Here is a 26,824-nt window from a genome sequence, read left to right on the forward strand (position 1 = left end):
AAACAGGCTGACGCGTCGCGGCGGCTGCGGCAAGGGGCTGTCATAGAGCTTCACGCGGTGGTGAGCGGATTTTACCGCTTGGCGCCGCCGGTCGCCGGGCCTAGCGTTCGGTCCAAAGGAGACCCGCGATGACCGATAAGATCACCACCCATCAGGCCGAGGAAGACGCAAGAAACGAGGAGATCCTGATCTATCTGAACGGTCGGATCGTGCCCAAGGCGGAGGCCGTCGTCAGCGTCTACGACAGCGGTTTCATGCTGGGCGACGGCGTGTGGGAGGGCCTGCGGCTGTACGATGGCTGCTGGGCCTTCCTCGACGATCACCTCGACCGGCTGTTCGAGGCGGCGAAAGCCATCGATCTGGATATCGGCCTGGACCGGGATGGCGTCAAAAACGCTTTGTTAGAGACGCAACAAGCCAATGGCATGACCACCGATGCCCATGCCCGGCTGATGGTGACCCGGGGGGTCAAGACGCGCCCCTTCCAGCATCCGGCCTTGTCGCGGCAGGGGCCGACGGTGACCATCATCATGGAGCATTCGCAGCCCTCGATCCCGCGGCCCATCCGTCTGGCAACGGTGCCGCATATCCGTGGTCTGCCGATGACCCAGGATCCCAAGCTGAACAGCCATTCCAAGCTGAACTGCATCCTCGCCTGTATTGCCGCCGAAAAGGCCGGCGCGGACGAGGCGCTGATGCTGGATGTGCATGGTTTCGTGAATACCACCAATGCCTGCAACTTCTTCATCGTGCGGAAGGGGGAGGTTTGGACCTCGACCGGGGATTACTGCATGAACGGCATCACCCGGCAGAAGGTGATCGATGTCTGCAAGTCCGATGGCATTCCGGTTTTCGAACGGAATTATTCGCTGGTCGACACCTATGGCGCCGATGAGGCGTTTCTGACCGGCACCTTCGGCGCCCAGACGCCGGTGGGAGAGATCGACGGCCGCCAGATCGGCAGCGGAGAGATGGGGCCGATGACCAAACGCATTCGCGCGCTCTACAAGGCGCTGATCGAGAAGGAGTGCGCCTGATGCGGATTGCCATGTGGTCCGGGCCGCGGAATCTGTCCACCGCGATGATGTATGCCTTCGGCAACCGGGCGGATTTCGCCATCTGGGACGAGCCGTTCTATGCGCCCTATCTGTCTGCCACCGGCATCGACCATCCGATGTATGCGGAGATTCTGGCAGCGCATGAAAGCGACCCAGACAAGGTGGCGGCGCGCTGTATCGGCCCTATCCCGGGGGGAAAGCCGCATTTCTACATGAAGCATATGCCGCTGCACATGATCGACGGTTTCCCGCTGGACTGGGCGGCGGACTGCGTCAACGTGCATCTGCTGCGCCATCCGGCGCGCGTGGTGGCCAGCTATGCGGCCAAGCGGGAAAACCCGACGCTGGACGATATCGGTTTTCGCCAGCAGGTGGAGCTGTTCGCGCGGTTCCCGGGCCTGGTGATCGACAGTGCCGACATCCGGGCGGACCCGGAGGGGATGCTGCGGGCACTCTGTGCCGAGATCGGGCTGGCGTTCGATCCGGCGATGCTGCACTGGCCGGCCGGGCCCCGGGCCGAGGATGGTGTCTGGGCGGCGCATTGGTACGGGGCGGTGCATCGCTCCACCGGTTTCGCGGGGGCAGAGGGACCCTTGCCGCAGCTGGAGGGCACCGCCGCCGCCCTGGCCGAGGCGGCGCTGCCCTACTACGAGGAGCTGGCAGCCAAGCGGATTTTGCCCGGATAACCCCGTATCAGGCTCTATTTCAGCAGCGATCCCAGCTTCATTGCCACTGCGGGGTTGCCGCTGACCTTGAGCTTGCCCATCATTACCCCGGTCATCGGGTTCAGCTTGCCCTTGAGCAGCTTTTTCAGGTTCTCGGTGCTGAGTTTGATGGTGCAATCGGCATCGCGATCGTCGGTGCTGGCGCGGTTGTCCGCCAGCACCAGAACGCCATCTTCGCCGCAGTCGAATTTCAGCGATCCGTCGAATGTTTTGCCGGCAAGCTCTGCGTTGATGGCCTCGGCGATCTGGGTCAGCATCTGTGGTCTCCGGTTGTGGGGCGTTGTCGGTCAGGTCTCTGATCCTGGAAACAGAGGTTCGCGTCCGAGTGCGTGGCAATATCCCCAAAGAAAATGCCCGCCTTCAGAAAGACGGGCATTCCGGATTGCTTCAACGGTGACGTTGAGGGAAGGCGTCAGCCTTTCACCCGCTTGTTGCGGACCGAGATCAGTTTCAGCCGCAGCGCGTTCAGGTTGATGAAGCCCGCCGCATCCTTCTGATCGTAGGCACCGGCGTCTTCCTCGAAGGTCACATGCGCTTCGGAATAAAGCGAATAATCCGACCAGCGCGCCACGGTGCGGGCGGCGCCCTTGAACAGCATCAGCCGCACGGTGCCGCTGACATATTCCTGGGATTTGTCGATCAGCGCCTGCAGCATCTCCCGCTCCGGGCTGAACCAGAAGCCGTTATAGATCAGCTCGGCATAGCGCGGCATGATCGAGTCCTTCAGGTGACCCGAGCCGCTGTCCAGCGTGATCTGTTCGATGCCGCGGTGGGCCTCCAGCAGGATGGTGCCGCCGGGGGTTTCGTAGATGCCGCGCGACTTCATGCCGACAAAGCGGTTCTCGACGAAATCCAGCCGGCCGATGCCGTGCTTTTTGCCATAGGCGTTCAGCTCGGTCAGGATGGTTGCGGGCGACATCTCGACCCCGTTGATGGCGACGGCGTCGCCCTTTTCGAAGGTCACTTCGATATATTCCGGGGTGTCCGGTGCGGTCACCGGATCGTCGGTGCGCTGATAGACGTAGTCGGGCGCCATTTCGCCCGGGTTCTCCAGCACCTTGCCCTCAGAGGAGGTGTGCAGCAGGTTGGCATCGACCGAGAAGGGCGCCTCGCCGCGTTTGTCTTTGGCGATCGGGATCTGGTTCTGCTCGGCGAATTCCAGCAGCCTGGTCCGGCTGGTCAGGTCCCATTCGCGCCAGGGGGCGATCACCTTGATGGCCGGGTTCAGCGAATAGGCGCAAAGTTCGAAACGCACCTGATCGTTGCCCTTGCCGGTGGCGCCATGGGCGACGGCATCGGCGCCGGTTTCCTCGGCGATCTCGACCAGACGCTTGGAGATCAGCGGCCGCGCGATCGAGGTGCCCAGCAGATAGAGCCCTTCATAAACCGCGTTGGCGCGGAACATCGGGAAGACGAAATCCTTCACGAATTCTTCGCGGACGTCTTCGATATAGATGTTCTCGGGCTTGATCCCCAGCAGCTCGGCCTTCTTGCGGGCGGGTTCCAGCTCCTCCCCCTGGCCGAGGTCGGCGGTGAAGGTCACCACCTCGCAGCCATATTCGGTTTGCAGCCATTTCAGGATGATCGAGGTGTCGAGGCCACCGGAATAGGCCAGAACGACTTTCTTGGGGGCGGACATGGGGTTCCCTCTAATAGAATGACGGAAGCGGCGTAGCCGGTTTTCATCAAAGGAGCAAGGCGGGGCGGCTATGCGTCGATCGACCGGGTGCATTGACCACCCCGGTGCGGCGTTCTATGCGCTACAACCATAGCGATACTGAGAGAGACCATGGTTATTGCGATTTTCCGTCACGCATTCAAAATGATCTTCAGCGACATCGGGGTCACGCTGCGGATTTCCGCGCCCCTGCTGGCGATGTTCCTGGCACAGGGGATCGCCTTCGTCCTGTCGGGCGGGGCAGCGGGCCTGCCCCGAGGGCTGGAGATCCTCTTGGATATTCTCAACCTGATTGCCTCGCTCTGGGTGGCGGTGGCCTGGCATCGCTATGTTCTGCTGGCGCAATACCCGGAGGGGCTGGTGCCGGAATTCCGCGGCGGCGAGATGATCGCCTATTTCGGCAAGACGCTGTTGCTGATGCTGATCATCGTGCTGCCCTTTCTGGCGGTGTTCGCCCTGGGAATGGCGCTCAGCGGGGCGGAACGGGTGATCGCGGTGCCGGTGATCGTGATGGTTCTGGTCGCGATCTGGGTGATGATGCGGCTGTCGGTGCTGTTGCCGGCGGCGGCCGTCGGGCGCCGGCTGTCGGTGGCGGAGGCCTGGCAGGCGACGCGGCCGATCTCGTTCGGGGTGCTGGGGCTGGCGCTGCTGATCATTCTGGTCTCAGCCCTGGTGGGCGCGCCCGTGCTGCTGGTTCTGGGCGGGGCGCCGATGATTGTGGCGTTTGCCGGTCTGATCGTGGTGCAGTGGTTTTTCACGCTTCTGTGGCTCAGCGCGATGACGACGCTGTTCGGGGTCTTTGTCGAGGGCCGCGCACTGGACTGACGGGCAGGGCGGCTATGTTGATGTAGTTCTTGCCTTGGCCCCGCCGTTGCGGCAGGGAAATGGAATGACCAGTTTTCAGGATATGGCGCGGATTGCCGAGCGCGCGATGCGCGAGGTCTTTCCCGAAACCCCGTTGCTGCGCAATGCCCATCTGTCGGAGAAATACGAGGCCGACATCTGGCTGAAGCGCGAGGATCTGAGCCCGGTGCGCAGCTACAAGCTGCGCGGGGCCTTCAATGCCATGCGCAAGGTGCTGGAGGAAGCGCCGGAGCAATCGCTGTTCGTCTGCGCCTCTGCCGGTAACCACGCCCAGGGTGTGGCCTATATGTGCCAGCATTTCGGCGTCAGGGGCGTGATCTTCATGCCGGTCACCACGCCGCAGCAGAAGATCCAGAAGACCAAGGTGTTCGGCGGCGATGCCGTCGATATAAAGCTGATCGGCGATTACTTCGACGATACCCTGGCCGAAGCGCAGCGGTTCTGTGTCGCCGAGAACGGGTATTTTCTGGCACCCTTCGACGATGCCGATGTGATCGAAGGTCAGGCCAGCGTTGCCGCCGAGATCGCGGTTCAGCTGGGCCGGACGCCGGATCATATCATCCTGCCGGTGGGCGGCGGCGGTCTGTCGTCGGGGGTGCGGGGCTTTTTCGGGCCGCGCTGCCGTTATTCCTTTGTCGAGCCGGCGGGCGGGCGCAGCCTGGCCGCGGCACTGGCCGCCGGAGAGCCGGTGACGCTGGACCGGGTGGATACGTTCGTCGACGGTGCCGCGGTGGCACGGATCGGTGCGCTTCCGTTTTCCAGATTGAGCGATGTCGATCCCGCCGATGTGCTGTCAGCGCCGGAGGATCGCATCTGCACCACCATGGTGGAGATGCTCAACCTCGAAGGCATCGTGCTGGAGCCGGCGGGGGCGCTGGCAGTCGATGCGCTGGTCGATGTGGCGGACCGGATCCGTGGCAAGACGGTGGTCTGCATCACCTCGGGCGGGAATTTCGACTTCGAGCGTCTGCCCGAGGTCAAGGAACGCGCGCAGCGCTATGCCGGGGTGAAGAAATACTTCATCCTCAGGCTGCCGCAGCGGCCTGGCGCGCTGAAGGATTTCCTTGAGATTCTGGGCCCAGAGGACGACATCAGCCGGTTCGAATACATGAAGAAATCGGCGCGGAACTTCGGCTCTGTCCTGATCGGGATCGAAACCCAACGGCCGGAAAATTTCAGCCAGCTGTTCGACCGGCTGGATGCGGGGGGCTATACTTATACCGATATCACCACCGACGAGACCCTGGCCCAGTTCGTGATCTGAGCCGGGGGACGCGCGGTTCAGGCCGCGAGATGCGTGCTCAGACCTTCGAAGAAAGCTGCCTTGGACTGTTCATATCCCGCCACCACCGCAGAGAGATCGACGTCATCGGCATTGCCGCTGGCGGCCATCCGCTCGCCATCCTGGCAGAGGTCGGAGAAGGTGGCGAACCCGAGATTCAACGCGCTGCCTTTCAGGAAATGCAGGTCCTGTTCCAGCTGGCTGCGGTCGCCGTCTTCGCGCAGGCGGGCGATCACGCCTTCGACTTCCTCCAGAAACAGGTCGATGACCTCCTGGAAGTCTTCCGACCCGACTTCATCGCGCAGCTCGTTCACGCGTGACCATAGAATCATGATAAACCCACTCTTCAGTCGCCCTAAACCCGGGAAAGAGATTAGGGTCGTGGCAGTAAACACCGGGTTAAGCCGGGTGCGATTTCCTCTGGCCGGCAAGGCTTCGCTGTTTCATACCATGTTAAGAGCTTATGGGAATAGTAATCGGAACCTGCCGGGGCGGGCGATTTCCAGTAGCATGTCGATGGGAAGGCGGCGCATCAGAGCATGACGGTGAGCATTGATATCCATCCGGCTTTTGCTGCCATCCGTCGCGTTTTGGTGGTGGACGACAGCCGCCTTCAGCGCCACATCCTGCTGAGCTCTCTGAAGAAGTGGGGCTTTGCCGAGGTGATCGAGGCCGAGAGCGGTGAGCAGGCGATGGAGATCTGCCGTACCGATCCGCCCGATCTGATCCTGAGCGACTGGATGATGTCCGGGATGAGCGGGCTGGATTTCTGCCGTGCCTTTCGGCAGATGCCCACGGACGGTTATGGTTACTTCATCCTGCTGACCTCGAAGAGCGACAAGAACGATATCGCAAAGGGGCTTGATGCCGGGGCGGATGACTTCCTGACCAAACCGGTTAATTCGCACGAGCTGCGGGCGCGGATTTCGGCCGGCGCGCGTATTCTCAGCATGCAGCGCGAACTGTCGAAGAAGAACAAGGTCATCACCGAAACCCTCGATCAGCTGCGCAAGGCGCATGACGCGATCGACAAGGACCTGATCCAGGCCCGCAAGATCCAGGAATCCCTGGTGCCGGAGCTGACCCGGGATTTCGGCGCCTCGCGCGTCAGCCTGCTGCTGAAACCCTGCGGCCATATCGGCGGCGATCTGGTCGGAATGTTCTCTCCGTTCGAGGGGCAGGTGGGGTTCTACGGTATCGATGTCTCGGGGCATGGCATCACCTCGGCGATGATGACCGCAAAGCTCGGCGGCTATCTCTCAAGCACCTATTTCGACCAGAACGTCGCGATGGAGAAGCGCCACGAAAGCTTCTACGCTCTGCGCCCGCCGAAGATGGTCGCCAATATCATGAACGAACGGGTGACCGCCGATACCGGGGTGGAGGAATATTTCACCATGGTCTATGGCACCGCCGATCTGAAAACCGGGCGGGTTCAGATGGTGCAAGCCGGGCATCCGCATCCGCTGCTTCTGCGCCGCGATGGCTCGGCGGAGTTTCTCGGGCACGGCGGTGTGCCGGTCGGGCTCCTGCCGGGGATCGAATACGATCAGTTCGAGGTTCAGATGACCCCCGGGGACAAGCTGCTGATCTATTCGGACGGTTTCACCGAATGCCTGCTGTCGAACGGTGGCATGTTGCAGGAGGAAGGCCTGCTGCAACTGGTTCAGAGCAGTGAACCGGGGCAGTCCGGGCAGGAGTTTCTTGAGGATCTGTTCTGGAGGCTGCGTCAGATCATGGCGCCGAACGGCGGCATGGAAGACGACGTCTCCGCCACGCTCTTCGAATATAACGGGCTTTGACCGGGTTTACCGGGCCTGCAGCAAGCCCGTCGCCAGGCGGCTGGCGAAATGGCGGTCGCCGGCATTGCCCAGCCGCAGGGCGGCCTCTTCCGCCGCCATCCACAGTGCCCGGTGACCGGGCTCCGTCGGTGGCCCCATCGGACGGATCGGCCGGGCGATGTAGATCAGGCAGATCTTCTCGGCCCAGAGATCGTATTCCGGCATATAGGCAAAGCGGCGGAAGGCGCCGGCGCGTTTCGGCGGTGCGATGGTCCAGCCGGTTTCCTCGTAGACCTCGCGGTGAAGCGCCGCGATCGGGGATTCGCCGGGGTCGATGCCGCCGCCGGGCAATTGCAGATCCGGCCCCGGATCCGCCTGTTCGGTCAACAGCAGAAACCCGTCCCGCGGCAGCAGCGCATAGGCCCCGACCCGCCGGCGATAGCGGCGATCGGGCCGCGGGCTGTCTCCGAACCGTCTGATCATCGCGGATCCCCTTTCATAACGGCCCCTTTCATCGCAGGCGCAGACGACTATATATGCGCAGCATATGCCAACCGCCGGCGCATAAGGAAACCCCATGGCCATCGCATCGAAACTCGCGTGGGACGATACCGTCCTGCCTTTCCAGCTTGACGTCTCGGACATGCGCGGGCGTGTCGCCCGGCTGGACGGGGTGCTGGATGGCATTCTGAAACAACATGATTACCCGCCGCAGGTCGAGGCGCTGGTGGCAGAAATGGCGCTGTTGACGGCGCTGATCGGCCAGACCATCAAGCTGCGCTGGAAATTGTCGCTCCAGGTGCAGTCCAAGGGGCCGGTGCGGATGATCGCCACCGATTACTATGCCCCGCAGGAAGAGGGCGCCCCGGCCAAGATCCGGGCCTATGCCAGCTTTGACGCCGACCGGCTGCAGGGGCGGGTGCCCTTCGAACAGGTCGGATCGGGCTATTTCGCGATCCTGATCGACCAGGGCCAGGGCATGGCGCCCTACCAGGGGATCACGCCGCTGGACGGCAGCTCTCTGGCCGAATGCGCCGAGGCCTATTTCGCCCAGTCGGAACAGCTGCCGACCACCTTCAAGCTGAGCTTCGGCAAATCCACCGAAGCCGGCGGCACCGAGCACTGGCGCGCCGGTGGCGTGATGATCCAGCACATGCCGGAAGCCTCGCCGCTGATGGCGCAGGGCGAGGGCCACGGTGAAATCCTGCGGCCGCGCGATCTGCTGCGGGACGAGGACAGCGACGACTGGAACCGGGTGAACATCCTGCTCGATTCCGCCGATGTGCTGGAGCTGATCGGGCCCCGGGTGTCGCCGACCGAGCTTCTGGTGCGGCTGTTTCACGAAGAACAGCCGCGCGTCTTCGACGCCCAGCCGGTGCGCTTCGGCTGCACCTGTTCGGAGGACCGGGTCCGCCAGAGCCTGTCGATCTATTCGGCCAAGGACATCCGGACCATGACCACGGAAGAGGGCATCGTGACCGCCGATTGCCAGTTCTGCGGCGCGCATTACGAACTCGACCCCGCCACCCTCGGGTTCGAGGCGGAGCAACAGGATGATGGATGATCTGATCCGCGATCCGCTGCCGCATCTGACCGGCGCCCTGGCGCGGCCGGGGCAGGGCAGTTCGGATTTCGACCTGAACCCGGAATTTCGCCTGAAAGAACCGCGCAAGCTGCGCCCGGCCGGGGTTCTGGTGACGGTCAGCCTGATCGGCGCGGCGCCGCGGGTGATCCTGACCAAGCGCTCCTCGGCGTTGAAGAACCACCCCGGCCAGATCGCCTTTCCCGGCGGCAAGACCGAGGAAAGCGATGCCGACGCGGTGGCGACCGCCCTGCGCGAGGCGGAAGAGGAGATCGGCCTGCCGCGCGATCTGCCGCGGGTCCTGGGCACCCTGCCGCCGCATGAGACGGTGACCGGGTTCCAGGTGACGCCGGTTCTGGCGGTGCTGGAACAGGGCTTCGATCCGGTCGCCGATCCCAACGAGGTGGCCGAGGTCTTCGATGTGCCACTGGCGCATCTGATGCAGCCGTCGAATTACCTGCTGGAATCGCGGATCTGGCGCGGTTTGCGGCGGCATTACCTGACCGTGCCCTATGGACCCTATTACATCTGGGGGGCCACGGCGCGGATGCTGCGGGAGCTGGCCGCGCGGATGCAGGCATGACGCGGATCACCGAAGACTGGCTGACCGATCCGGGCACCCAGGCGGTCTGCGCCGCGCTGGAGGCCGGGGGGGCGCAGGCGCTCTTCGTCGGGGGCTGTGTGCGCAACGCGCTGATGGGGGTGCCGGTCAGCGACATCGATATCTCCACCGACGCGCGGCCGGAACGGGTGATCGCCCTGGCCGAGGCGGCGGGGATCAAGGCGGTGCCGACGGGGATCGATCATGGCACCGTCACGCTGGTCGAACACGGTGTCCCGCATGAGGTCACCACCTTTCGCCGGGATGTCTCCACCGACGGGCGGCGCGCCGTCGTCGCCTTCGCTGAGCGGATCGAGGAAGATGCGGCGCGGCGCGATTTCACCATGAACGCGATCTATGCCCGGTCCGACGGTACCGTGATCGATCCGCTGGGCGGTTTGCCCGATCTCTACGCCCGGCGGGTCCGGTTCATCGGCGAGCCGCGCGACCGGATTCGCGAGGATTACCTGCGCAGCCTGCGGTATTTCCGGTTTCACGCCTGGTATGGCGACGATGCCGAAGGTTTCGACCCCGAGGCGCTTTCGGCGATTGCGGAAAATCTCGACGGGCTGTCGACCCTGTCGCGTGAACGGGTCGGGGCAGAGCTCTTGCGGCTGCTGGCCGCGCCCGACCCGGCGCCGTCGGTGGCGGCGATGCGCTCTACCGGGGCATTGGGTCAGTTGCTGCCGGGGGCGGATGACCGGGCGCTGGCGCCTCTGGTGCATCTGGAACAGACCATCGGTGCCGCGCCGGACGGGCTTCGGCGCCTGGCGGCCCTGGGTGGCATCGATGTGCCTGCGCGTCTGCGGATGAGCCGGGCCAGAGCCCGGCGCTTCGATCAGATGCGTGAGGCGGCGGCGCAGATGACCTCTCCGGCCGAGCTCGGCTATCGGCTGAAGCAGCCGGCGGCCGGCGATGCGCTGCTGCTGCGCTGTGCCTGGGGTGAACAGCCCTGGCCCGAGGGCGCCAGCGCGGCGCTGGAGCAGGGTGCGGCGGCGCGGTTCCCGTTGACCGCCGGCGATCTGATGCCCGCCTACAAGGGGGCGGCGCTGGGGGCGCGCCTGGCGGAGCTTGAAACTGCATGGATCGCCTCGGGCTTTGCACTGGACCGCGAGGCGTTGCTTTCCGGCGACAGGTGACGCGACGCAATCCATGCTGTGAACATGTAATGGGGTGACAAACCCCATTCGATTCGCTACGCAGCCTCCACAACCTTGTTGGAGAGATGCACATGTATCACGGGATCTGGAACAGCCTCAGCTGAGTCACCGGCCCCCGTGTGCGCGGTGATCGGCACCGCCCTTCGTGTATCTGCATCTTTTTTGCCCCCTTCCGGAGCACTCCGACATGTTTCGTTTCTTCGAAAATCTCATCGATCCCTATTGCGCCTATTCGCAGGATGATCGCCCGCCCACCCGCGTGTGGCCGTTTCTGGGCGTCTATGCGCGGCCGTTTCGCCGGGTCTTCTTCTGGACCGCGATCCTTTCGGTCATCGTTGCCGGGATCGAGGTCTGGCTGATCCATTACATGGGCCGTGTGGTCGACCTGCTGGGGGGCTCCCCGGCGCAGGTCTGGGCCGATCACGGCACCGAGCTGATCGCGGTGGCGGTCTTCATCCTGCTGTTGCGGCCGGCGATCCAACTGGTGGACGTGTTGCTTCTGAACAACGCGATCCTGCCGAACTTCGGCACGCTGATCCGTTGGCGGGCGCATAAGCATGTGCTGCGCCAGTCGGTGGGCTGGTTCGAAAACGACTTCGCCGGCCGGATCGCCAACCGGATCATGCAGACGCCGCCGGCGGCGGGAGAGGTGATCTTTCAGGTCTTCGACGCGATCTCCTTCTCGCTGGCCTATTTCATCGGTGCCGGCGTGCTGCTGATGGCGGCGGATCCGCGTCTGCTGCTGCCGCTGCTGGGCTGGCTGGTGCTCTATGGCCTGCTGGTGCGCTGGACCATCACGCGGGTGGAGCCGGCCTCCAAGGCGGCGTCCGACGCGCGGTCCGCCATTACCGGGCGGGTGGTCGACAGCTATTCCAACATCCATTCGGTGAAGATGTTCGCGCATCACGATCTCGAACTGACCTATGCGAAGGAGGCGATCGAGGAATCGCGCCGGACCTTTCAGGCCGAAATGCGGATCTTCACCACCATGGACGCGGCGCTGGTCACCCTGAACGGGCTGCTGATCATCGGCGTGGTCGGCTGGGCCTTCTGGCTGTGGATGATGGGCGAGGCCAGCGTCGGCGTGGTCGCCGCGGCCACCGCGCTGACCCTGCGGCTGAACGCGATGACCGGCTGGATCATGTGGGCGCTGACCACCTTCTTCCGCCAGCTTGGCGTGGTGGCCGAGGGGATGGAGACCATTGCCCAGCCCATCGACCTGGTGGATGCGCCGGATGCGTCCGACCTGAAGCTGACCGAGGGCCGGATCGAGATCCAGGACCTGTCGCATCACTACGGCCGGGCCGCCGGCGGGCTGGATCATATCGACCTGACCATCCGTCCGGGCGAAAAGATCGGTTTGATCGGTCGCTCCGGGGCGGGCAAATCGTCTCTGGTTAAGCTGCTGCTCAGGTTCTACGACGCCGAAACCGGCCGCATCCTGATCGACGGGCAGGATATCGCCCATGTTACCCAGGACAGCCTGCGCGGCCATATCGGCATGGTGCAGCAGGACAGCGCGCTGCTGCACCGTTCGGTGCGCGACAATATCCTTTACGGTCGCCCCGATGCGACCGAGGCAGAGGTGATCGCCGCCGCGAAACAGGCGGAGGCGCATGACTTTATCCTCGGGCTGGAGGATCCGCAGGGCCGGCGCGGCTATGACGCCCATGTCGGCGAACGCGGGGTCAAACTGTCGGGCGGTCAGCGACAGCGGGTGACGCTGGCCCGCGTGATCCTGAAGGATGCGCCGATCCTGCTTCTGGACGAGGCGACCTCGGCGCTGGATTCCGAGGTCGAGGCGGCGATTCAGGAAACGCTCTATGGCATGATGCAGGGCAAGACCGTCATTGCCATCGCCCACAGGCTTTCTACCATTGCTGAGATGGACCGCATTCTGGTGATGGATCAGGGCCGTATCGTCGAGGATGGGCCGCATGCCGATCTGCTGGCGCGCGGTGGGCTCTACGCTCAGTTCTGGGCGCGGCAGTCGGGCGGGTTCCTGAACCCGGAAGCAGAGGATTGAGCAGGGTGAAAGGGGTCGGATCATGAAAATCGGAAACTGGATCGATCCCTTTCGCCCCGCCGACGGGCCGCCGCCGCAGACCCTGATGGCCTTCATCTTCTGGTGTCTGAAGGGCGCCTGGCCGGTGCTGATCTTCGCCACCGTGGTCTCCTCCCTGGCCGGTGGGCTGGAGGCCGGAACCGCCTATATCCTCGGGCTGGTGGTGGATACCGCGGTGAGCAGCGGGCCGGAAAACCTCTTCGATCCCGCCAATCTGCTCAAGCTCGGAGCGGCGGTGGGGTTTTTCCTGATCATTCGGCCGATCCTCTTCGGCCTCGGTTCGGCGGCGAATTCCATCGCCGTCGGGCCAAACGTCAACCCGATGGTGCTGGCGCGGCTGCATCGCTGGACGCTGGGCCAGTCGGTGCAGTTCTTCGACGACGATTTCGCCGGTCGGATCGCCCAGAAACAGATGCAGGCGGCGGGCGCCGTCACCAACGTGGCGGTGGAATCGATCAACGTGGTGGCCTTCGCGCTGGCCTCCATCGTCGGTTCGCTGGTGCTGATGACGGCGATCAGTTGGCATGTGACGCTGGTATTCCTGTTCTGGTTCGCCGCCTATCTGCTGACGGTGCGCTGGTTCCTGCCCCGGGTGCGCGAACGCGCGGCGGGTCGGGCGGGCGCACGCGCGGTGGTCTCGGGTCAGATCGTCGACACCATCACCAATATCAAGACGGTGAAACTCTTCGCCCATGCGGAGCATGAGGATCGCGCGGCGCTGGGGGCGCTTCAGGGGTTCCGCGATCGTGCCCTGGGCTTTGGCCGTCTCGCCGCGCTGTTCCGCTTTTGGCTGATGTGCCTGGCCGGGCTGCTGCCGGTTCTGTTGATCGGCACCACCCTGCTGATGTGGCAGCAGGGGCTGGCGACCGAGGGCAACATCGTCGCCGCCGGCGCGGTGGCGATCCGGCTGTCGCAGATGACCGGCTGGGTCAGCTTCGCGCTGATGGGCATCTATTCCGACGTGGGCGAGGTCGAGGACGGCATGCGGACGCTGACGCCGCGGGTGCGTCTGGCGGATGCCCCCGGCGCCCGCGCCCTGCAGGTGCCGGACGGGCAGATCGAATTCGACAACGTCAGCTTTGCCTATGGCCGCGAAACCGGCGGTATTTCCGGGATCGGGCTGACCATCGGTGCGGGAGAAAAACTGGGCATCGTCGGCGCATCGGGGGCGGGAAAATCGACGCTCGTGTCGCTGTTGCTCAGGCTCTATCAACCGGAAAAGGGCCAGATCCGGATCGATGGTCAGCCGATCGAGGGGGTGACGCAGGAAAGCCTGCGGCGCCAGATCGGCATGGTCACGCAGGAAACCGCGATGTTCAACCGCTCTGCCATGGACAACATCCGCTATGGCCGGCCCGATGCGACGGATGAAGAGGTGCAGCGCGCCGCCGAGCAGGCGGAGGCGCATGACTTCATCCTCACGCTGCGCGACCATATGGGGCGCGAGGGGTATCAGGCGCATCTGGGCGAACGCGGCGTGAAGCTGTCGGGTGGGCAGCGGCAGCGGATCGCGCTGGCCCGTGCGATCCTCAAGGACGCGCCGATCCTGGTGCTGGACGAGGCGACCTCGGCGCTGGATTCCGAGGTGGAAGCCGCGATCCAGGTGGCGCTGGAGCGGGTGATGCAGGGCAAGACCGTGCTGGCCATCGCCCACCGGCTGTCGACCCTGTCGGAAATGGACCGGATCATCGTACTGGATCAGGGCCGCATCGCCGAAGCCGGCACGCATGAGGAACTCCTGGCGCGGGACGGGCTCTATGCCGGGTTCTGGGCACGGCAATCGGGCGGGTTCCTGGGGGCCGAGGCGGCGGAATGAAACGGGTGATGATCGTGGGCCAGCCCGGATCGGGCAAGTCCACGCTCGCCCGTGACCTAGGCGCGCGGACTGGCCTGCCCGTCACCCACGTGGACCATATCCACTGGCAACCCGGCTGGGTCGAACGCCCGCGCGCTGAGCGGGTCGAGATGGCGTTGGCGATAGAAGGCGGGCCGGAGTGGATTTTCGAAGGGGGCTTGTCGGAGACTTACGGTCACCGCCTGTTCCGCGCCGACACGCTGATCGTGCTCGACCTGCCGCTCTGGCTGCGGGCCTGGCGGGTGCTGCGGCGGACGCTGCGCCATTACGGCCGGACCCGCCCGGATCTGCCCGCCGATTGCCCCGAACGCTTAGATGCCGACTTCTGGCGCTGGATCTGGGACACCCGGCAGACGGCGGCGGCGGAGAACCGGGCGCTGATCGGCCAGGCGGGGCCGGGGGTCGCGGTGCATCACCTGACCGGACCTGGCGCGGTGCGGCGGTTTCTCTCGACACTCGACGCGGGGCGCAAATCGGGGCAGAAGGCGCGATATGGAACAGGTCACGATTGAACGGCTGGGGCATCAGGGGGACGGCATCGCGCCGGGCCCTGTTTTCGTGCCCGGAACCCTCCCCGGTGAGGTGGTGGAAGGCGAGATCTCGGGCGGGATGATGGCCGCACCGAAGATCGTGACGCCGTCGGAGACGCGGGTGAAGCCGCCTTGTCGCCACGCCAAATCCTGCGGCGGCTGCGCGCTTCAGCATGCCAGCGACGATTTCGTTGCCGGCTGGAAGGTGGATGTGGTGCGCAAGGCGTTGGCCGCGCAGGGGATCGACGCCGCGTTTCGGCCGATCGAAACATCTCCGCCCCGGTCGCGCCGGCGCGCCACCTTCGCCGCCCGGCGGACCAAGAAGGGGGCGCTGGTCGGCTTTCACGGCCGCGCTTCCGGCACCATCGTCGAAATTCCCGATTGCCAGTTGCTGCGCCCCGAACTGATGGCGGCGCTGCCGGTGGCCGAGGCGCTGGCGCTGGAAGGCGCCAGCCGCAAGGGCGCGCTGGCGGTGACGGCAACGGTTTCCGCCGCCGGGCTGGACATCGCGGTGACGGGGGGCAAACCGCTCGATGGCCCGCTGCAGCTTGCGCTGGCGCAGCTGACCGAGGCGCAGGGGCTGGCGCGGCTGACCTGGGAGGGCGAGGTGATCGCCATGCGCCATCCGCCAGTGCAACGCTTTGGTGCGGCGCAGGTGGTGCCGCCGCCGGGTGCCTTCCTGCAGGCGACGGAGGACGGCGAGGCGGCGCTCTTGTCTGCCGCGCGGGAGATCGTCGGCGAGGCCCGCCGGGTGGTCGATCTGTTCGCCGGCTGCGGCACGTTTTCGCTGCCGCTGGCAGAGCGGGCAGAGGTGCATGCGGTCGAAGGCGCGCGCGAGATGACCGAGGCGCTGGATACCGGCTGGCGGCGGGCGCAGGGACTGAAACGGGTGACGTCCGAGGCGCGCGACCTGTTCCGCCGGCCGCTGATGCCGGATGAGCTGGCCCGCTTCGATGCAGCCGTGCTGGATCCGCCGCGCGCGGGCGCCGAGGCGCAGGTGGAGGAACTGGCGCAGGCGCAGCTGCCGGTGATCGCCTATGTCTCGTGCAACCCGGTGAGTTTCGCGCGTGATGCCGCCCGGCTGATCGCGGCGGGATATCGCCTGAATTGGGTGCAGGTGGTGGATCAGTTCCGCTGGTCTCCCCATGTGGAGCTTGCCGCAGGCTTCACGCTTGCGGATACAGATCACGGGTAAGTCAGGGAGTTTTTGCATGAGTCTTAGGGCGCATCTGGAGCGTTTTCTGGATCGGCCGGCCTTTGGCCGTTTCATCACCGGTGTGATCATGATCAACGCGGTGCTTCTGGGGATGGAGACCTCCTCCAGCCTGATGGAACGGGCCGGCACGCTCATCGTCTTTCTCGACATGATCTGCCTGGCGATCTTCGTGATCGAGATCGCGCTGAAGATCGGCGCCCATGGCTGGCGGTTCTTCACCCAGGGCTGGAACCTGTTCGATTTCTTCATCGTCGGCATTTCGCTGGTGCCCGGTGCCCAGGGGCTGTCGGTGCTGCGCGCGCTGCGGGTGCTCAGGGTGCTGCGGGTGATCTCGGTGGCGCCGCGGCTGCGTCGGGTGGTCGAGGGCTTCATCACCGCGCTGCCGGGGATGGGCAGCGTGTTCCTGCTGATGGGGATCATCTTCTACATCGGTTCGGTGATCGCGACGAAACTCTTCGCTTCAGATTTCCCCGAATGGTTCGGATCGCTCGGGCTCAGCGCCTATTCGCTGTTTCAGATCATGACGCTGGAAAGCTGGTCGATGGGAATTGTCCGCCCGGTGATGGAGGTTCACCCCCACGCCTGGGCCTTCTTCGTGCCCTTCATCATGGTCACCACCTTTGCGGTGGTGAACCTGCTGGTCGGCCTGATCGTGAATTCGATGCAGGATGCCCACCAGGAAGAGGACAATCTGCGCACCGATGCCTATCGGGACGAGGTTCTGGCCCGTTTGCAGGCGATCGAGGCCCGGTTGCCGGCGGTCGCTGAGGCCGACGGCAAAAAGTGATTTTCAAGACCGGGTGCGCAGCGGTATTTTCTGCCAGAGCAGTCAAACAAGATCTCACAGGCAGAGACATACCAGATGAAACGGCGTCTTTTCACAACCGGCGCAATCGCCACGATGGCCCTTGCGGGCTGTGCCACGCGGGGGCGATTCCTGCGCTATGACGGGCCGGAGGTCACTTCGGTCGTGGTCAACAAGGGGGCGCGCAGCCTCTATCTGCTGAACCACAACGATGTCCTGCGTCACTACAAGGTCGACCTGGGCTTCGCCCCGGTCGGCCACAAGCAGATCGAAGGCGATGGCCGCACGCCCGAGGGCAGCTATCTGATCGACCGGCGCAACCCGAACAGCGATTTCCATCTGTCGCTGGGGATTTCCTATCCCAACTCGACCGACCGGGCGCGGGCGCGGGCCATGGGCAAGAGCCCGGGCGGCGATATCTTCATCCACGGCCAGCCGGTCGGTTACCGGCCCAACGGCCGTGACTGGACCGCCGGCTGCATCGCCGTTCAGGATACGGAAATCGAAGAAATCTACGCGATGGTGCGCGACGGGACGCTGATCACGCTGCGGGCGTGACCGACAGCCCGGAGGCGCTGCGCGGGCAGGGCGCCGGTTACAGAACCGGCGGCCGGCCGCTGCCCATCACCAGCGTCCACCAGATCTTGCCGTTGCTTTCCTGGAACCAGGCAAAGCCCATATCCTGCGCGTCCTTGTCCAGCAGGACCGCGCGGGTGCCGTCCTGTTCCATCCAGGCCGCCAGCGTTTCCAGCTCGGTCTCATAGGTCTCGGAGATGTTCTCTCCCAGCATCTCGCCCTCGTAACCGGCGCGCCGGACCCGGTCGATCGGCGACGACCCGTCAGAGCCGAAGTGCCAGGGCCGGTTCTGGATCGACATGTCGCGCGAATGGGTCGCGGCGGCGGCGGTCAGCTGGGCGTTCAGCGTTACCGGAACCGCACCGGCGGCCTGGCGCAGCGCGTTGACCGAATCGAGCATGCGGTACTGGATGCGCGAGGTATCGCCCTTGCGGATGCGATAGACCGTGGTGGACAGCCCATGCGCGCTGGTGCCGGTGCCTGACGAGTCATAGCCTGAGTCACAGGCAGCCAAAGTCATGAGGCCGACGAACATAAGCGAAAGAAAGCGCACGGTAATCCACCTGGTTGCTTGAGTGTTGACGCCCTGCAATTAGCGCGCCGCCACGCGACTGGCAAATCCCCTTCCGGTGAACGGCGATTTGCGGCCGTGGTTTGATTTGCGACTGAGGCTTTCAGGCCATATCATGCGCGATGTCGAGGATTTTTGAGCAAAGGGTACAGCGTTATGTCGAATTCCTCTCTCCTGAAACCGACTCGCCGGGGGTTTCTCGCTGCGGGCGCGGCCCTGATCGGGACGCCGGCGCTGGCGACGCAGGCGGCAGATCCGACCGGATACGATCCGCTGCGGCCGCCGCCGGAGCCGGAGGCGCCGGTCCGCCACAATATCTCCAGCTTCCGCGGCCTGCATTGGGAGCCTTACTTCAGCACGCTGCGCAATGGCGCCATTCTGGTCGACACCCGGTCGCGGGCGCTGCATTTCTGGGGCGAGGATCATCAGACCTACAAGCTGTTCCCCTCCAGCGTGCCGCTGTCCGAGGAGATGACCCGTCGCGGCCGTACCTCGGTGGTGCAGAAGGTCGTCGGGCCGAGCTGGGCACCGACGCCCTCGATGAAGAAGCGCAATCCGGAATGGCCCGACTACATCGGTCCGGGGCCCGACAACCCGCTGGGAACCCATGCGCTTTATCTGGGATGGAAGTACTATCGGATTCACGGCACCCACGACACGCGCAAGATCGGCCGCAGATCGTCGAACGGATGTATCGGCCTTTACAACGAGCATATCGCGGTGCTGTTCGGGCTGGCCAAAGTCGGTACGCAGGTGTTGCTTATTTGACGACATCACGGCGCCGAGAGCGGAGGTTTGCCCAACAAGCGTTTGCAATTCAGCCGGATAGCTGCTTAGAAAAACGCACGAGGTAAAGTCTTTGGTGCGCGTACCCGGAAGATCCCGGCCGCGCAAACTCTGGAGGTTAACATGAAGAAACTCGTTCTCGCCGCTGCTCTGGCTGCTGCTGCTTCGACCGCTTCGGCTGGTAGCCTGGCCGAGCCCGTCGTGGAAGCTCCCGTGGTTGTCGAAGAAACCACCAGCTCCTCGAGCGGCATCCTGCTGCCCCTGCTGATCCTGGTTCTGGTCGGCGCGGCTGTTGCAAGCAGCTAATCGCTGTTTCCAAGAATTTGAAAAAGGCGGTGGGTTTCCCACCGCCTTTTTTGTGTCCGCTGCTGAGTTCCGGGCGACCCCTTTCAGCCGGCCCGAGGCCCCGGGCCGATGGTCTGCAACCGGTCTGGTCAGACTGGACAACTGATCAAAAGTGATTCTTTTGCGGGCGGCAAGGATGGCGCCGGACGGCGCCGCGGCGATCAGCCGATCCAGCCGCGCAGATTTTCCCCGATGATCTGGCTCAGCGCGGCGATATGTGCTGCGTCGTCGTTCAGGCAGGGCACATAGGTGAACCGCTCGCCCCCGGCCTCGGTAAAGCTGTCCTTGATCTCCTCGTTGATCTCTTCCAGCGTCTCGATGCAATCGGCGGAAAACGCCGGGGCGATCACCGCGATGTTCTTCTTTCCCTGGCGGGCCAGCTCGGCCACATGCTCGACCGTATAGGGTTTGAGCCATTCCTCGGGGCCGAATCTCGACTGGAAGGTGGTGACCAGATCGGTGTCGGACCAGCCCAGCCGTTCCTTCAGCAACCGCGTCGTCTTCTGGCACTGGCAGTGATAGGGATCGCCGAGCTCTTTCAGATACCGCTCCGGCATGCCGTGATAGGAGCAGACCAGGATATCGGGCCGCACCTCGGCCCGGGCATAGGTGCGTTCGACCGATTGGGCCAGCGCCTCGATATAGGCGGGATGATCGAAATAGGCGGGCACCGTGCGGCTGGCGGGTTGCCAGGCCTCGGCCATCAGCGCGCGGAAGAACTGGTCGTTCGCCGTTGCCGTCGTTGCCCCGGCGTATTGCGGGTAGAGCGGGAAGAACAGGATGCGCTGACAGCCGGCCTGCACCATCTTCCGCACCTTGTCGGGGGTGGAGGGGTTGCCGTAGCGCATGCAGAAATCGACCATCACCTGATCGCCGAACTGCGCCCGCAGACTGTCGGCGATACCGGCGGTCTGCGCCTTGGTGATCGTCATCAGCGGGCTTTCGTTCTGCGCCTCGTTCCAGATCGACTTATAGGCCGCACCGCTGGAAAACGGCCGTTTCGACAGGATGATCAGCTGCAGCAGCGGTTGCCATTTCCAGGCGGGATAATCGATCACCCGTTTGTCGGAGAGGAATTCCGACAGATAACGCCGCATCGGCCAGTAGGAATAGTGATCCGGCGTGCCGAGGTTGGCCAGAAGCACGCCGGTCTTCGGCACCGGCAGGCTGGGATGATCGGCGGGGGCATGCGCGGGGCGGGCGGCGTCGGTCATGTCTGGGATCCTTTGGGTCGGTCGCGAACGGGTCGGGTCAGGCAGATAGATGGATTGACGCGCCGGTCAATCCGGCAATTTGAACTCCATCGCCTGCAGGGCATCGGCCAGCCGGGCCTGCGCCGATCCGGGCCGCAGCGGTTTCGGCTGGCTTTCGTCCGGGGCCCAGCCGGTGAGGCAGACCAGTTCGAAGGTCGCCTTCAGCCGGCCGGAGGCGGCGGTGAAATGCGTTGCGTAAAGCTCTCCGGCGCGGTCGAAAACGGCGCGCCGCGTCGGGCGATGCAGCCGGTTGGTCAGCACGTTGGTTTCCGCCATGCCGCGCAGGTCGTGCATCAGATGCCGCAGGTCTCGGTATTCCGCGGTCAGGGTTAGACTATCGGCCACCGGCAGAGCCAGCCCGCCGCGTTGCAGCAGTGCGCCCAGATCGCGGATTTCTCCCATCGGTGAGATTCGCGGCGACAGCCCGCCGGTCACCTCCGATTCCGCCTGTCCCAGGACGGCGCGCAATTCGCTCAGCGTTTCGCCGCCCAGCAGCAGTACCAGCAGAAAACCATCGGGCTTCAGCGCCCGGCGGCATTGGATGATCTGGCCGACCGGGTCGTTGGCGGCATGCAGGCACATGGCGTGAATCGCCAGATCGTGCTGGCCGGGGGTCACATCCAGGGTGTCGTCGTCGGCGATGATGCGGGCGTTGGGAAAGGCATTGCGCCAGATTTCAGGGACGGGAGTGACGATGAGCGGATCGGTAAAGGTTCTCTTAACCATTGAGAGGCGATCCTGAACCTCCTCCACCGCGGTGCGGTGCAGGAACAGGCTGTCGTCGCAGAGGCGGGCGCGCCGCGCCCTCAGCGCGTCGCGGTCGAACAGGGGGGGAGCGGATGCGGGTGTCATGTGCGGTAAGTAAGCCGTTCAGAGCGGCGTTTCAAACGGCAGTTTCCACCATCTACCCGCCCCGTTGCCTGGGCTGCGGCGCGCTGGTCGACAGCGACTTCGGCCTGTGTAGCAGTTGCTGGCGCGAGACGCCCTTCATCGGCGGGCTGGTCTGCGACAGTTGCGGTCTGCCGCTGCAGGGGGCGGGCGACGGCCACCGCATCGAATGCGATCACTGCATGACCCGGCCAAGGCCCTGGGCGCAGGGGCGGGCGGCGCTGCTTTATGCCGACCGGGCGCGGGCGCTGGTACTGGCGCTGAAGCATGGCGACCGACCGGATGTGGCGCGATCCGCCGCGCGCTGGATGGGCCAGGCGGCGCGGCCGATCCTGCGCCCGGGGGCGCTGGTGGTGCCGGTGCCGCTGCATTGGACCCGGCTGCTCCGGCGGCGCTACAACCAGGCGGCGCTGCTGGCGCGCGGCGTGGCGGCGCAGGCCGGGATGGACCATTGCGCCGATCTGCTGCACCGGTTCCGCCGCACCCCGATGCTGGAGCATGCCACCGCCGATGACCGTTTCGCCACCCTGCGCAGCGCGATCCGGGTGCATCCGCGGCGGGCGCATCTGCTGCCGGGCCGCCCGGTTCTGCTGATCGACGATGTGATGACCTCCGGCGCCACACTCTCCGCCTGTGCCAAGGCCTGCCGGGCCGCCGGTGCCGCCGTCGTCGATGTGCTGACACTGGCACGCGTTGCATTGGATGACTAAATCCCCGAGTAATGGGGGGATATCAGGGATCAACGCGCATGAAACAGGTCGAAATCTACACTTCCCCGCTTTGCGGATACTGCCACGCGGCCAAGCGGCTGCTCAATCAGAAGGGCGTCGCCTTTTCCGAAATCGACGTCTGGGCCGAGCCGGGCCGCAAGCCGGAGATGATCCAGCGGGCCAACGGCCGGCGCACGGTGCCGCAGATCTTCATCGGTGACACCCATGTGGGCGGCTGCGACGATCTCTACGCGCTGGAGAACGGCGGCAAGCTCGACGCGCTGTTGGCCGACCAATGAAGACGGCGCTGCTTCAGCTCTGTTCGGGAGACAATCCGGACGACAACCTGCGCCAGGTGCAATGGATGCTGGCCGAGGCCGCGGCAGAGGGGGTGCGCTTCGCCCTCACGCCGGAGGTGACCAACTGCGTGTCTGCCAGCCGGGCGCTGCAGGAACGGGTCCTGCATCACGAGGAAGACGATCCGACGCTCGCCGCCCTGCGCCAGCAGGCGGAGGAGCTGGGGATCTGGCTGCTGATCGGCTCGTTGGGGCTGAAGACGCATGATGCGGACGGGCGGTTTGCCAACCGGTCGTTCCTGATCGGACCGGATGGCGGCATCCGCGCGCGCTATGACAAGATCCACATGTTCGACGTGCAGGTCTCGGCGGAGGAAACCTATCGCGAATCGGCGGGCTACCGGCCCGGTGCCCGCGCGGTTCTGGCCGAGACCGACTTCGCCCGGATCGGGATGAGCGTCTGTTACGATATCCGCTTCCCGCATCTCTATCAGAAGCTGGCGCTGGCCGGGGCGCAGATCCTGACGATTCCGGCGGCCTTCTCGCCGGTGACCGGGGCGGCGCATTGGGAACCGCTGCTGCGCGCCCGGGCGATCGAGACCGGCTGTTTCGTGCTGGCCCCGGGGCAGACCGGCACCCATCCGACGACCGAGGGCAAGACCCGCCGCACCCATGGGCACAGCATGGTGGTTTCGCCCTGGGGCGAGGTCCTGGTGGATGCCGGCACCGAACCCGGGCTGCATGTTTTTGACATGGACCTGTCTCTGGTGGAGGATGCGCGCCGCAAGGTTCCGTCGCTCAGCCATATCCGGGCGTTCGACGGGCCGTAACCAACGCCGTCCAATCCGCGAGAGCGCATGAGTGAAGACCCCAATACGCCGCTTGCGGTGGCGCTGTTCAGCGAATTGCTGACCGCAGACCAGTTGTTGCGCAACCGGCTGGGCCGGGTGCTGCCCAAGGGGATGGAGATTTCGCATTTCTCCGTCCTCAATCATCTGGCCTTCGTGCAGGACGAGCGCACCCCGGCGCAGCTGGCCGATACGTTTCATGTCACCCGCGGCGCCATGACCAATACGCTGAGCAAGCTGGAGTGGGCCGGCTATGTCCATATCCGCCCCGACTGGGACGATGCCCGGCGCAAGAAGGTGGCGATCAGCCCGGCCGGGAAGCAGGCGCGGGATCAGGCGATCTCGGCCATCACGCCGATGATCAGCCAGGTGGTCGGAGAGCTCGGCGCCGGCAAGGTGCGCGCGGCGCTGCCGGTGCTGCGGGATCTGCGGGCGCGGCTGGAGAACGACGACTGAGCCCTTGGGGCCGGCCTACTCCACCACCCGCAGCGTCAGGTTCAGCCGGCCGCCCTTGGGCAGCAGTCGCGAGGATTTGAAGCGGATGCGGTCGACTCCGTGGTAGCTGAGCCGTGCCGGCCCGCCCATCACCACCACGTCGCCGGAACTGAGCCAGATCGATTCCGTCTTGCCGCCCCGGGTCGGGTTGCCGATGCGCAGCAGCCCGTCGTCGCCCAGTGAGACAGAGACCACCGGCCAGGAGAAATCGGCCTCGTCCTTGTCCTGATGCAGCCCCATGCGGGCGCCTTCACCGTAATAGTTGATCAGGCAGCTGTCCGGCCGGCGGTCGAGCCCGGTGACCTCGTCCCACAGGCGCAGGATCGGCGCGGGGATGGCTGGCCAGTCGATGCCCTTGGGGTGCTGCGGACCGTAGCGATAGCCGGATTTGTCCGACAGCCAGCCCAGCCGGCCGGCCGATGTCATCCGCACCGACATCGGTTTGCCAGATGGGGTAGTGGGAAAGAACGGCGGTGCCGCCTTCAGCACCGGGCGCAGTGCCTCGATCAGCTCAGACTGGGCCTCCGGGCTCAGATGGGATTTCAGCACCACGAACCCGCGGATCACCAACCGCGTCATCGTCCAAACCTTTCTTTTTGCAGGCCTGCCGCCGGTTGCCGGGGAAACCGACCGAAACCATCACGATTTCGTGAAATCCATGTGGGATGGACGGTTGCAGGGGCATTTCCCGCTTCCTATATACGCCGAGACGCGCGATGGCACGGTGCAATCCTGTCCCGGTCTTCTCCGGACCGGAGTGGAGCATAAAGGGCCAGCGCGCCGCTGAATCGGGACCAGGATGCCATAACGGGTTCGGGTCTCGGGTAATCGCCTTGAACTTAAAAAGGGATCGAAGCTTATGAGCAAAGTTATCGGGATCGACCTCGGCACCACCAACAGCTGTGTCGCCATCATGGACGGCTCGCAACCGAAGGTCATCGAAAACTCCGAAGGGGCACGGACCACCCCCTCGATCGTTGCGTTCACCGACGACGAACGCCTGGTTGGTCAGGCCGCGAAACGTCAGGCCGTGACCAACGCCTCCAACACCGTTTTCGGCGTCAAACGCCTGATCGGCCGCCGGGCCGACGACGCGGCTGTCGCCAGCGACAAGAACCACCTCCCCTATGCGATTGTCGATGGCGGCAATGGCGATGCTTGGGTTGAGGCCAAGGGCGATAAATATTCGCCGTCGCAAATCTCCGCCTTCATCCTCGGCAAGATGAAGGAAACCGCCGAGAGCTATCTGGGCGAGGAAGTGACGCAAGCCGTCATCACCGTGCCGGCCTATTTCAACGACGCGCAGCGTCAGGCCACCAAGGACGCCGGCAAGATCGCCGGTCTGGAAGTGCTGCGGATCATCAACGAACCGACCGCTGCCGCGCTGGCCTATGGTCTGGACAAGGAAGAAAGCCACACCATCGCGGTCTATGACCTCGGCGGCGGTACCTTCGACGTGACCATCCTGGAAATCGACGACGGCCTGTTCGAAGTGAAATCCACCAACGGGGATACCTTCCTCGGCGGGGAAGACTTCGACATGCGGATCGTCAGCTACCTGGCCGACGAGTTCAAGAAAGAGCACGGCGTCGACCTGACCAAGGACAAGATGGCGCTGCAGCGTCTGAAGGAAGCTGCCGAAAAGGCCAAGATCGAGCTGTCCTCCAGCCAGCAGACCGAGATCAACCAGCCGTTCATCTCGATGGATGCCAAGACCGGCACGCCGCTGCACATGGTCATGAAACTGACCCGCGCCAAACTGGAATCGCTGGTCGGCGACCTGATCAAACGGTCGATGGACCCCTGCAAGGCGGCGCTGAAAGATGCCGGCATCTCGGCCTCTGACGTCGATGAGGTGGTTCTGGTCGGTGGTATGACCCGGATGCCGAAAGTCGTCGAAGAAGTGACCAAATTCTTCGGCAAGGAGCCGCACAAGGGTGTGAACCCGGACGAAGTGGTGGCCATGGGCGCCGCCATTCAGGCCGGCGTGCTGCAGGGCGACGTCAAGGACGTGGTTCTGCTGGACGTGACCCCGCTGAGCCTGGGGATCGAAACCCTGGGTGGCGTCTTCACCCGGCTGATCGACCGCAACACCACGATCCCGACCAAGAAGTCCCAGGTCTTCTCGACCGCTGAGGACAACCAGTCGGCCGTGACCATCCGGGTGTTCCAGGGCGAACGCGAAATGGCCGCAGACAACAAGATGCTGGGCCAGTTCAACCTTGAGAACATCCCGCCGGCACCGCGTGGCATGCCGCAGATCGAGGTGACCTTCGACATCGACGCCAACGGCATCGTGTCGGTCGGCGCCAAGGACAAGGGCACCGGCAAGGAGCAGCAGATCACCATCCAGGCCTCTGGCGGTCTGTCGGATGACGATATCGAGAAGATGGTCAAGGACGCCGAAGAGAACGCCGAAGCCGACAAGGCCCGCAAGGAGCTGGTCGAGGCGAAGAACCAGGCCGAAAGCCTTGTTCATTCGACCGAGAAATCGATCGAGGAACATGGCGACAAGGTCGACCCCTCGACCATCGAGGCGATCGAACTGGCCGTTGCCGCACTGAAGGACGATCTGGAAAAAGACAACGTCACCGCCGACAAGATCAAGTCGGGCATCCAGAACGTGACCGAAGTGGCGATGCGCCTGGGCGAAGCCATCTACAAGGCCAGCCAGGAAGAGGCCGCCGACGAACCGCAGGCGGCTGACGCCGGCCCCGCGGATGACGATATCGTCGATGCGGAATTCGAGGACCTGGGCGAAGACAACAAGCGGTCCTGAGGCGTAACACCGGGCCAAGACGGGCCGGTCCGGACTCCGGGCCGGCCCGCTTTCGTTCGGAAAGAGGAATAATGA

Annotated in this window: 29 protein-coding genes; 21 read left to right on the forward strand and 8 right to left on the reverse strand. The window is 64.6% G+C overall.

All coding sequences use genetic code 11. The features are described 5' to 3' along the window. The first annotated feature begins 128 nt into the window (after window positions 1–128). Both QO033_RS09290 and QO033_RS09295 read left to right on the forward strand, forming a co-directional pair. On the forward strand, window positions 129–1,037 hold the full coding sequence (locus tag QO033_RS09290; protein ID WP_284480681.1) for a D-amino acid aminotransferase: 909 nt from the start codon (window positions 129–131) through the stop codon (window positions 1,035–1,037). Beyond that, entirely contained in the window at window positions 1,037–1,744 is a 708-nt protein-coding gene (locus tag QO033_RS09295) for a sulfotransferase-like domain-containing protein (RefSeq protein ID WP_284480682.1), read from the forward strand. Before QO033_RS09290 ends, QO033_RS09295 begins: the two co-directional genes overlap by 1 nt. A 14-nt stretch (window positions 1,745–1,758) precedes the next feature. On the opposite strand, the gene QO033_RS09300 is transcribed toward QO033_RS09295, so the two are convergent. Together QO033_RS09300 and QO033_RS09305 are read right to left on the reverse strand one after the other, a co-directional pair. Beyond that, window positions 1,759–2,040 carry an SCP2 sterol-binding domain-containing protein gene (locus tag QO033_RS09300; protein WP_284480683.1) on the reverse strand — a complete coding sequence of 94 codons (282 nt, stop codon included), beginning with the start codon at window positions 2,038–2,040 and terminating at the stop codon, window positions 1,759–1,761. Between the two features lie 155 nt (window positions 2,041–2,195). After that, on the reverse strand, window positions 2,196–3,422 hold the full coding sequence (locus QO033_RS09305; protein WP_284480684.1) for an argininosuccinate synthase: 1,227 nt from the start codon (window positions 3,420–3,422) through the stop codon (window positions 2,196–2,198). 183 nt (window positions 3,423–3,605) lie between these two features. Between QO033_RS09305 and QO033_RS09310 the strand changes: the two genes are divergently transcribed. Together QO033_RS09310 and ilvA are read left to right on the forward strand one after the other, a co-directional pair. Then, the gene (locus tag QO033_RS09310; RefSeq protein ID WP_284480685.1) at window positions 3,606–4,286 is read left to right on the forward strand and encodes a hypothetical protein; all 681 of its coding nucleotides are present in this window, start codon (window positions 3,606–3,608) and stop codon (window positions 4,284–4,286) included. A 64-nt stretch (window positions 4,287–4,350) separates the two neighbouring features. After that, window positions 4,351–5,589 carry a threonine ammonia-lyase IlvA gene (ilvA, locus tag QO033_RS09315; RefSeq protein ID WP_284480686.1) on the forward strand — a complete coding sequence of 413 codons (1,239 nt, stop codon included), beginning with the start codon at window positions 4,351–4,353 and terminating at the stop codon, window positions 5,587–5,589. 17 nt (window positions 5,590–5,606) lie between these two features. Here the strand turns inward: ilvA and QO033_RS09320 are convergent, their stop codons facing one another. Next, window positions 5,607–5,939 (reverse strand): Hpt domain-containing protein, encoded by a 333-nt coding sequence (locus tag QO033_RS09320; protein WP_284480687.1) that lies wholly within the window; start codon window positions 5,937–5,939, stop codon window positions 5,607–5,609. Window positions 5,940–6,146: 207 nt separating this feature from the next. Here QO033_RS09320 and QO033_RS09325 point away from each other — a divergent pair, with 207 nt between their 5' ends. Beyond that, window positions 6,147–7,409: a PP2C family protein-serine/threonine phosphatase gene (locus QO033_RS09325; protein ID WP_284480688.1), complete on the forward strand. Its 1,263-nt coding sequence runs from the start codon at window positions 6,147–6,149 to the stop codon at window positions 7,407–7,409. Window positions 7,410–7,415: 6 nt separating this feature from the next. Here the strand turns inward: QO033_RS09325 and QO033_RS09330 are convergent, their stop codons facing one another. After that, complete coding sequence (locus QO033_RS09330; RefSeq protein ID WP_284480689.1) at window positions 7,416–7,871, reverse strand: NUDIX hydrolase; 456 nt, start codon at window positions 7,869–7,871, stop codon at window positions 7,416–7,418. Between the two features lie 94 nt (window positions 7,872–7,965). Here QO033_RS09330 and hslO point away from each other — a divergent pair, with 94 nt between their 5' ends. From hslO to QO033_RS09375, 9 genes are all read left to right on the forward strand, one after another. Continuing rightward, a complete protein-coding gene (gene hslO, locus QO033_RS09335; protein ID WP_284480690.1) occupies window positions 7,966–8,952 on the forward strand; it encodes an Hsp33 family molecular chaperone HslO in 987 nt (328 codons plus the stop codon). Beyond that, window positions 8,945–9,553, forward strand: a complete 609-nt coding sequence (locus QO033_RS09340) for a CoA pyrophosphatase (protein WP_284480734.1) — start codon at window positions 8,945–8,947, stop codon at window positions 9,551–9,553. Before hslO ends, QO033_RS09340 begins: the two co-directional genes overlap by 8 nt. After that, complete coding sequence (locus QO033_RS09345; protein WP_284480691.1) at window positions 9,550–10,710, forward strand: CCA tRNA nucleotidyltransferase; 1,161 nt, start codon at window positions 9,550–9,552, stop codon at window positions 10,708–10,710. The genes QO033_RS09340 and QO033_RS09345 overlap by 4 nt, the downstream gene beginning before the upstream one ends. Before the next feature lie 208 nt (window positions 10,711–10,918). Further along, window positions 10,919–12,757 (forward strand): ABC transporter ATP-binding protein, encoded by a 1,839-nt coding sequence (locus QO033_RS09350; RefSeq protein ID WP_284480692.1) that lies wholly within the window; start codon window positions 10,919–10,921, stop codon window positions 12,755–12,757. Between the two features lie 22 nt (window positions 12,758–12,779). Then, window positions 12,780–14,612, forward strand: coding sequence for an ABC transporter ATP-binding protein (locus tag QO033_RS09355; protein WP_284480693.1), 1,833 nt, complete (start codon window positions 12,780–12,782; stop codon window positions 14,610–14,612). Further along, entirely contained in the window at window positions 14,609–15,163 is a 555-nt protein-coding gene (locus QO033_RS09360) for a P-loop NTPase family protein (protein WP_284480694.1), read from the forward strand. The genes QO033_RS09355 and QO033_RS09360 overlap by 4 nt, the downstream gene beginning before the upstream one ends. Beyond that, window positions 15,144–16,376, forward strand: a complete 1,233-nt coding sequence (locus QO033_RS09365) for a class I SAM-dependent RNA methyltransferase (protein WP_284480695.1) — start codon at window positions 15,144–15,146, stop codon at window positions 16,374–16,376. The genes QO033_RS09360 and QO033_RS09365 overlap by 20 nt, the downstream gene beginning before the upstream one ends. A gap of 16 nt (window positions 16,377–16,392) precedes the next feature. Then, complete coding sequence (locus QO033_RS09370; protein ID WP_284480696.1) at window positions 16,393–17,184, forward strand: ion transporter; 792 nt, start codon at window positions 16,393–16,395, stop codon at window positions 17,182–17,184. Window positions 17,185–17,259: 75 nt separating this feature from the next. Beyond that, complete coding sequence (locus tag QO033_RS09375) at window positions 17,260–17,760, forward strand: L,D-transpeptidase family protein (protein ID WP_284480697.1); 501 nt, start codon at window positions 17,260–17,262, stop codon at window positions 17,758–17,760. A gap of 37 nt (window positions 17,761–17,797) precedes the next feature. Here QO033_RS09375 and dalA read toward each other — a convergent pair whose 3' ends face one another. Beyond that, window positions 17,798–18,313 carry a divisome-associated lipoprotein DalA gene (gene dalA, locus QO033_RS09380; RefSeq protein WP_284480735.1) on the reverse strand — a complete coding sequence of 172 codons (516 nt, stop codon included), beginning with the start codon at window positions 18,311–18,313 and terminating at the stop codon, window positions 17,798–17,800. Window positions 18,314–18,505: 192 nt separating this feature from the next. Here dalA and QO033_RS09385 point away from each other — a divergent pair, with 192 nt between their 5' ends. Further along, window positions 18,506–19,117: a L,D-transpeptidase gene (locus tag QO033_RS09385; RefSeq protein ID WP_284480698.1), complete on the forward strand. Its 612-nt coding sequence runs from the start codon at window positions 18,506–18,508 to the stop codon at window positions 19,115–19,117. Window positions 19,118–19,258: 141 nt separating this feature from the next. Next, window positions 19,259–19,441: a hypothetical protein gene (locus tag QO033_RS09390; protein WP_284480699.1), complete on the forward strand. Its 183-nt coding sequence runs from the start codon at window positions 19,259–19,261 to the stop codon at window positions 19,439–19,441. A 200-nt stretch (window positions 19,442–19,641) separates the two neighbouring features. Here QO033_RS09390 and hemH read toward each other — a convergent pair whose 3' ends face one another. Both hemH and QO033_RS09400 read right to left on the reverse strand, forming a co-directional pair. Continuing rightward, window positions 19,642–20,694 carry a ferrochelatase gene (hemH, locus tag QO033_RS09395; RefSeq protein WP_284480700.1) on the reverse strand — a complete coding sequence of 351 codons (1,053 nt, stop codon included), beginning with the start codon at window positions 20,692–20,694 and terminating at the stop codon, window positions 19,642–19,644. A 66-nt stretch (window positions 20,695–20,760) separates the two neighbouring features. Further along, the gene (locus QO033_RS09400) at window positions 20,761–21,585 is read right to left on the reverse strand and encodes a methyltransferase domain-containing protein (protein ID WP_284480701.1); all 825 of its coding nucleotides are present in this window, start codon (window positions 21,583–21,585) and stop codon (window positions 20,761–20,763) included. Here QO033_RS09400 and QO033_RS09405 point away from each other — a divergent pair. Genes QO033_RS09405 through QO033_RS09420 form a run of 4 tightly spaced genes read left to right on the forward strand, consistent with a single transcriptional unit; the run spans window position 21,573 to window position 23,931 of the window. Continuing rightward, window positions 21,573–22,331, forward strand: coding sequence for a ComF family protein (locus tag QO033_RS09405; protein WP_284480702.1), 759 nt, complete (start codon window positions 21,573–21,575; stop codon window positions 22,329–22,331). The two genes, QO033_RS09400 and QO033_RS09405, sit on opposite strands and share 13 nt — an antisense overlap. 38 nt (window positions 22,332–22,369) lie before the next feature. Then, window positions 22,370–22,630: a glutaredoxin 3 gene (gene grxC / locus QO033_RS09410; protein ID WP_284480703.1), complete on the forward strand. Its 261-nt coding sequence runs from the start codon at window positions 22,370–22,372 to the stop codon at window positions 22,628–22,630. Continuing rightward, window positions 22,627–23,457: a carbon-nitrogen hydrolase family protein gene (locus QO033_RS09415; protein ID WP_284480704.1), complete on the forward strand. Its 831-nt coding sequence runs from the start codon at window positions 22,627–22,629 to the stop codon at window positions 23,455–23,457. The genes grxC and QO033_RS09415 overlap by 4 nt, the downstream gene beginning before the upstream one ends. A gap of 27 nt (window positions 23,458–23,484) precedes the next feature. Continuing rightward, window positions 23,485–23,931 (forward strand): MarR family winged helix-turn-helix transcriptional regulator, encoded by a 447-nt coding sequence (locus QO033_RS09420; RefSeq protein WP_284480705.1) that lies wholly within the window; start codon window positions 23,485–23,487, stop codon window positions 23,929–23,931. 15 nt (window positions 23,932–23,946) lie between these two features. On the opposite strand, the gene QO033_RS09425 is transcribed toward QO033_RS09420, so the two are convergent. Then, complete coding sequence (locus QO033_RS09425; protein ID WP_284480706.1) at window positions 23,947–24,549, reverse strand: alpha-ketoglutarate-dependent dioxygenase AlkB family protein; 603 nt, start codon at window positions 24,547–24,549, stop codon at window positions 23,947–23,949. Window positions 24,550–24,829: 280 nt separating this feature from the next. Here QO033_RS09425 and dnaK point away from each other — a divergent pair, with 280 nt between their 5' ends. Further along, window positions 24,830–26,749: a molecular chaperone DnaK gene (gene dnaK, locus QO033_RS09430; protein WP_284480707.1), complete on the forward strand. Its 1,920-nt coding sequence runs from the start codon at window positions 24,830–24,832 to the stop codon at window positions 26,747–26,749. Window positions 26,750–26,824 lie beyond the last annotated feature (75 nt).

The organism is Pseudodonghicola flavimaris (genome assembly GCF_030164425.1).
Taxonomy (GTDB): Bacteria; Pseudomonadota; Alphaproteobacteria; order Rhodobacterales; family Rhodobacteraceae; genus Pseudodonghicola; species Pseudodonghicola flavimaris.

Coding starts and splice junctions, on each gene's coding strand:
- QO033_RS09325 (WP_284480688.1), top strand. CDS start 6,147: ATGACGGTGAGCATTGATATCCATCCGGCTTTTGCTGCCATCCGTCGC.
- QO033_RS09305 (WP_284480684.1), bottom strand. CDS start 3,422: ATGTCCGCCCCCAAGAAAGTCGTTCTGGCCTATTCCGGTGGCCTCGAC.
- QO033_RS09350 (WP_284480692.1), top strand. CDS start 10,919: ATGTTTCGTTTCTTCGAAAATCTCATCGATCCCTATTGCGCCTATTCG.
- QO033_RS09385 (WP_284480698.1), top strand. CDS start 18,506: ATGTCGAATTCCTCTCTCCTGAAACCGACTCGCCGGGGGTTTCTCGCT.
- QO033_RS09400 (WP_284480701.1), bottom strand. CDS start 21,585: ATGACACCCGCATCCGCTCCCCCCCTGTTCGACCGCGACGCGCTGAGG.
- dalA (WP_284480735.1), bottom strand. CDS start 18,313: ATGTTCGTCGGCCTCATGACTTTGGCTGCCTGTGACTCAGGCTATGAC.
- QO033_RS09365 (WP_284480695.1), top strand. CDS start 15,144: ATGGAACAGGTCACGATTGAACGGCTGGGGCATCAGGGGGACGGCATC.
- QO033_RS09330 (WP_284480689.1), bottom strand. CDS start 7,871: ATGATCAGACGGTTCGGAGACAGCCCGCGGCCCGATCGCCGCTATCGC.
- QO033_RS09375 (WP_284480697.1), top strand. CDS start 17,260: ATGAAACGGCGTCTTTTCACAACCGGCGCAATCGCCACGATGGCCCTT.
- dnaK (WP_284480707.1), top strand. CDS start 24,830: ATGAGCAAAGTTATCGGGATCGACCTCGGCACCACCAACAGCTGTGTC.
- QO033_RS09320 (WP_284480687.1), bottom strand. CDS start 5,939: ATGATTCTATGGTCACGCGTGAACGAGCTGCGCGATGAAGTCGGGTCG.
- QO033_RS09420 (WP_284480705.1), top strand. CDS start 23,485: ATGAGTGAAGACCCCAATACGCCGCTTGCGGTGGCGCTGTTCAGCGAA.
- QO033_RS09405 (WP_284480702.1), top strand. CDS start 21,573: ATGCGGGTGTCATGTGCGGTAAGTAAGCCGTTCAGAGCGGCGTTTCAA.
- QO033_RS09390 (WP_284480699.1), top strand. CDS start 19,259: ATGAAGAAACTCGTTCTCGCCGCTGCTCTGGCTGCTGCTGCTTCGACC.
- grxC (WP_284480703.1), top strand. CDS start 22,370: ATGAAACAGGTCGAAATCTACACTTCCCCGCTTTGCGGATACTGCCAC.
- QO033_RS09300 (WP_284480683.1), bottom strand. CDS start 2,040: ATGCTGACCCAGATCGCCGAGGCCATCAACGCAGAGCTTGCCGGCAAA.
- QO033_RS09295 (WP_284480682.1), top strand. CDS start 1,037: ATGCGGATTGCCATGTGGTCCGGGCCGCGGAATCTGTCCACCGCGATG.
- QO033_RS09355 (WP_284480693.1), top strand. CDS start 12,780: ATGAAAATCGGAAACTGGATCGATCCCTTTCGCCCCGCCGACGGGCCG.
- hemH (WP_284480700.1), bottom strand. CDS start 20,694: ATGACCGACGCCGCCCGCCCCGCGCATGCCCCCGCCGATCATCCCAGC.
- QO033_RS09425 (WP_284480706.1), bottom strand. CDS start 24,549: ATGACGCGGTTGGTGATCCGCGGGTTCGTGGTGCTGAAATCCCATCTG.
- QO033_RS09340 (WP_284480734.1), top strand. CDS start 8,945: ATGGATGATCTGATCCGCGATCCGCTGCCGCATCTGACCGGCGCCCTG.
- QO033_RS09415 (WP_284480704.1), top strand. CDS start 22,627: ATGAAGACGGCGCTGCTTCAGCTCTGTTCGGGAGACAATCCGGACGAC.
- ilvA (WP_284480686.1), top strand. CDS start 4,351: ATGACCAGTTTTCAGGATATGGCGCGGATTGCCGAGCGCGCGATGCGC.
- hslO (WP_284480690.1), top strand. CDS start 7,966: ATGGCCATCGCATCGAAACTCGCGTGGGACGATACCGTCCTGCCTTTC.
- QO033_RS09360 (WP_284480694.1), top strand. CDS start 14,609: ATGAAACGGGTGATGATCGTGGGCCAGCCCGGATCGGGCAAGTCCACG.
- QO033_RS09345 (WP_284480691.1), top strand. CDS start 9,550: ATGACGCGGATCACCGAAGACTGGCTGACCGATCCGGGCACCCAGGCG.
- QO033_RS09310 (WP_284480685.1), top strand. CDS start 3,606: ATGATCTTCAGCGACATCGGGGTCACGCTGCGGATTTCCGCGCCCCTG.
- QO033_RS09370 (WP_284480696.1), top strand. CDS start 16,393: ATGAGTCTTAGGGCGCATCTGGAGCGTTTTCTGGATCGGCCGGCCTTT.
- QO033_RS09290 (WP_284480681.1), top strand. CDS start 129: ATGACCGATAAGATCACCACCCATCAGGCCGAGGAAGACGCAAGAAAC.